Origin of the sequence: Anaerorhabdus sp. (assembly GCF_036657415.1) — a bacterium.
In the GTDB taxonomy this organism is placed as follows: Bacteria; Bacillota_I; Bacilli_A; order Erysipelotrichales; family Erysipelotrichaceae; genus Anaerorhabdus.
The window spans coordinates 1-4,300 of sequence record NZ_JAVXGL010000121.1 but is presented as its reverse complement, the minus strand read 5'-3'; the positions used below and the strand labels follow the sequence as shown (position 1 = coordinate 4,300).

At 31.7% G+C, this 4,300-nt stretch carries 4 protein-coding genes; all 4 read right to left on the bottom strand.

The genetic code is table 11. The annotated features are described in order from the left end of the window. Positions 1-156 precede the first annotated feature (156 nt). On the bottom strand, positions 157-1,122 hold the full coding sequence (locus RSB60_RS11055) for a carbohydrate kinase family protein (protein ID WP_323380843.1): 966 nt from the start codon (positions 1,120-1,122) through the stop codon (positions 157-159). Positions 1,123-1,124: 2 nt separating this feature from the next. Further along, complete coding sequence (locus RSB60_RS11050) at positions 1,125-2,111, bottom strand: LacI family DNA-binding transcriptional regulator (RefSeq protein WP_323380842.1); 987 nt, start codon at positions 2,109-2,111, stop codon at positions 1,125-1,127. A 53-nt stretch (positions 2,112-2,164) separates the two neighbouring features. Then, the gene (locus RSB60_RS11045) at positions 2,165-3,598 is read right to left on the bottom strand and encodes a glycoside hydrolase family 32 protein (protein WP_332616360.1); all 1,434 of its coding nucleotides are present in this window, start codon (positions 3,596-3,598) and stop codon (positions 2,165-2,167) included. 12 nt (positions 3,599-3,610) lie between these two features. Continuing rightward, positions 3,611-4,300: glucose PTS transporter subunit IIA (locus RSB60_RS11040; protein ID WP_332616358.1), on the bottom strand; the 690-nt coding region annotated here is incomplete at its 5' end.

Sequence of the window (4,300 nt, the reverse complement as noted above, 5' to 3'; positions counted from 1 at the left end):
CTCGAGAATCAATTCATTCTCTCTTTAGAATCTATCTAACAAGGAATATCTCCTTGTACCTTTATTATAGTAAATTCTACAGAAAAGAAAGGTCTATTTTTTAACTTTTTTTAGTAGTATAATTAAAGTGTTGAGGGAATAAATTTATTCCTTCTTTTATTTTGTATAAAATGCTTCAAATTCTATTTTAGTTGCCATTGCTGCTAGAGCACCTTCTTTTGTCGTTGTTAATGCTGCATAAGCATTCGCAAAGGATAGATATTCATGTAAAGTTTCATTTGAAACACTTAATAATTGTTCAATATCATCATTCAATAACTTATATAAGAATGAACCAATAAAACTATCTCCTGCACCCGTTGTATCAACAACATCTACAACTAATCCATTCACACTAATTTCACGATTATCTTTCGTATAGAGAGTTACACCATCTTTTCCTTTTGTATACAACAAGTATTCACACTTATCTTTGAAAAACAAAGGTAATGCATCCTTGATATTTGTATACCCTGTAATGAATTCTAATTCTTCATCTGAAATTTTAATACAATGTGCATAAGGAAGAAATTCTAAAACTGTTTTTTTCAACTCTTCTGCATCATCCCATAATGATAATCGCAAATTAGGATCAAAGCTTATTTTAATATCTTTCTCATTCGCAAGTTCAATTAAGCGCAAATGTGCTTTTTTCATTGGTGAATCGACAAGAGATACGCTACAAAAGTGAATAAAACCCACATCCTCTAAAACAGCTAAATCAATATCATCTGGTTGAAATTGTAAATCTGCAGCTGTACGACGATAAAATTTAAAATCACGATTACCATCTAGGCGTAATGACACAAACGCCAATGATGTATCATACTCTTTTGTCCGCAATATGTATTGTGTATCAATTTTGCTCTTATTTAATTCATCGACAATAACATCGCCAAAGGCATCATCGCCCAGTTTTGTAAGAAAAACTGATTGTCCACCCAACTTAGCTACTGCACCACAAACATTTGCTGGAGCGCCACCTGCAACTTGTTTAAAATTTTCTACATCTTTTAATCGTCTTCCTTTTTCATTTGGAATAAAATCAATCAATGCTTCACCAATTCCGCATAATTTTTTCATAGCTATCTCCTTATAATACTTGCACCTTCTAGAAAGATAAATGGTATACATTGTAATTGTTCAACTTCTTCTTTATTGATGATAGATAATAATGTATTAGCCGCTTTAATTCCTAGCTCTTTAGGATTAAATTGAATCGTTGTAGGAAGTGGTTCTAATAAATCCACAACATCATAGCCACCAAATGCAATCACTGAAATATCTTCTGGAATCTTGTATCCATGATCTCGAATACATTTATATGCCGCTAACAATTGTCGTGTTGTGGAACAAATTATCATGTCTGGTTTCCTTTTTGATAATACATCATCTAAGACACGGTATGATTTTACATTTCCAAAATCACTTCGTACTACTTCAATATTATTTACATGGTTATCTTTTAAACCTTTTAAAATTCCTTCTAAACGATCTACACCAATTGCCACATCTTCTTCATCTACGCTTATACATACAACGTCCTTATGATTAGTAAGTGCCGTTACTTCACCTGCTTTATACCCTGCAAGGTAATCTTCATTCACAATTGAAATCCCATCATCACATCGCTGTGCTAGGAAAATAACTGGCACATCAATTTGTTTAACAATTTGTAAATGTTGTTGTGATACTTGTGTTGCATTAATAATAATTCCATCTACATTCATCTTACTAAGACGCTCAAGATCTTTTAACTCCTCATCAATACTATGATTGGTATTTAAGATTAGTGATGTATACCCAGCATCTTTAAGTGATTGATCCAAAGCCATCAACACCATTGAAGTTACAGTAGAATCTAAACAAGGGGCTATGACTCCTATGATATGACTGTTCTTCGCTTTAAGACGCGCAAAAGCATTGGGTTCATAGTTATTTTCTGCAATAACTTTTTTTATCTTTTCTTTTGTATCTTCTTTGACGTACCCATTATTAAGATAACGAGATACTGTGCTCTTTGCAACTCCCGCTTGTTTCGCAATATCATTTATCGTCAAATTCTTTTTCATCATAAACCACCTATCTCTATTTATTATAGATTGAAATTATCTTTTAATAAACTCTATGATGCATTATAGTCAAATTCATTTATCTCATACCCGTTTAATGAATAGATTGTCATCTTTTCATAACCACTTACAAGGATATTTGATTTCTCTTTTCCATAGAAACGACTTGTGAGTACAAACTCACCATCATTTATAAAAATTTCAAGTGATGAATGGTCCATAAATAAGTGCATGTTTTTAATCTTTGGTATTTCAACATAGCGTTGTTTTCTACCGCGGCCAACTTTTTCAAGATTAAGCGTAAAAAGCTGATTATGATATTTTAATTCTATCTCATTATTCAATAGAATAGCAATTTCATCAGTACATCCCTCAATGAATATTTCACTTGCGTTTGTGATTTCTATAGTTTCATTTTGCAACTCTGTTTTAATTGAATTGCAGCGTAATTGCTTTAATTCATCTAAGGTTTTTTGATATAGTTTACCATCTTCAACCGTTAATTGTTTAGGTAGTGTTAATGCATGTTGCCAACCCTTTTCAACGGTACAATCATTATCATAATCAGCATCTGGTATTCCCATCCAGCTTAATAAAATGCGTCTGCCACTTTCATCTTGATATGTTTGCGAAGCATAGATATCAAAACCATAATCTAGCTCTATGAATGGTCCACATGTACAACGCTTGTTTTCTAAATCTAAGTCTAATTTAAAATATCCACATTGATAGATATTTTGATATTTATACCCATCTTGTGCCATTCCCTGTGGACATACAAGTAGAAATGTTTCACCTTCGCAATCAAATAAATCAGGACACTCCCACATGTAACCATAGTTCATATTCGAATCAATTCTCATATGATATTCCCAGTCAACTAGATCTGTTGATTTATACATCAATACACACCCTTTATCAGCTAATGTTCTTGCCCCCAATACCATATAGTAGTTTCCATTTTTCTCATATATTTTAGGATCACGAACATGTTTCGAACAATCGCTAGGATAATTATCATTTGTAAATACAATTTTTTTATTATCAAAATGGTATCCATCTTTAGAAACAATATGCATTGTATTTTGTTCTCTACCATCACTAATATAATTATATTCTTTATCAATGTGTTTCACATTCCCAGTATAAAAATAATGGATTTCATCATCTTTGATAAATGCACTACCACTGTAAACACCATCTTTATCATATTGATTATCTGGAAAGATAAATGGAAGTTCTTCATTATAGTGAATAAAATCTTTTGTTGTATAGTGCCCCCATATTTTCAATCCCCAAGTTGCACTAAAGGGAGTATATTGAAAATAGATATGATGAACATCCTTGAATTGACACAGTCCATTTGGATCATTTAGCCAGCCTGTTGGTGCCATTAAGTGATAACTTAAACGATACGGATCTTGTTCAACTAGCTTTTTTAGTTCATTCCGTTTTGTGATATTTTTCAAATATTCATCATAGCTCATAATATAGTCTCCTTAATTAAAACTAAACCAAGTTTTATTTGTTGTATCAATATGAACAGTAACTGTTTCAGGTAGTTCTGTCATTATTGTAACTACTTGTGTATTATATCCTTTTTCTTTAATTGTTGCTAAATCCATTTTTATTAATTTATCATTGGGTTTTACAACATCATTTACATTTACAAAGGTCTCAAATCCTTCACCATTTAATTCTACTGTGTTAATGCCACAATGAATTAATAAAGCAGCTCCATTTTCCAATCGCAATCCAATTGCATGTTTTGTTGGAAAGATAAATTCAACAGTAGCTTTACATGGTGAAACAATAATTCCATCTTGAGTATCAATGACAATTCCTTCACCCAATGATTTAGATGCAAATGTCTCATCACTGCATTCTTCAATTCCTTTAACATCACCTTTTGTAGGATAGACTATTTCTTGGTTATCTATTTTTTTATTTGTCATTTTTCCAAATACAATCGTTAAAATAAAAGCTACACTTAATCCGATTAAATGGGCAATTATATAATTCACATAACCATTGTTACTTGGATCAACAATTGCAATACCAGGTACTGCAGTTGTACCAAATCCTAATGAAACTAGATGTGTAAAATAAACATATACACCTGCAACAGCACCTCCCAAACATCCTGCAATTAAAGGAAAACGATAACGAAGATTTACCCCAAAAATAGC

Bases quoted from the DNA above. Each gene is read 5' to 3' on its own strand.
- RSB60_RS11045 (WP_332616360.1), bottom strand. From the start codon at position 3,598: ATGAGCTATGATGAATATTTGAAAAATATCACAAAACGGAATGAACTA.
- RSB60_RS11050 (WP_323380842.1), bottom strand. From the start codon at position 2,111: ATGAAAAAGAATTTGACGATAAATGATATTGCGAAACAAGCGGGAGTT.
- RSB60_RS11055 (WP_323380843.1), bottom strand. From the start codon at position 1,122: ATGAAAAAATTATGCGGAATTGGTGAAGCATTGATTGATTTTATTCCA.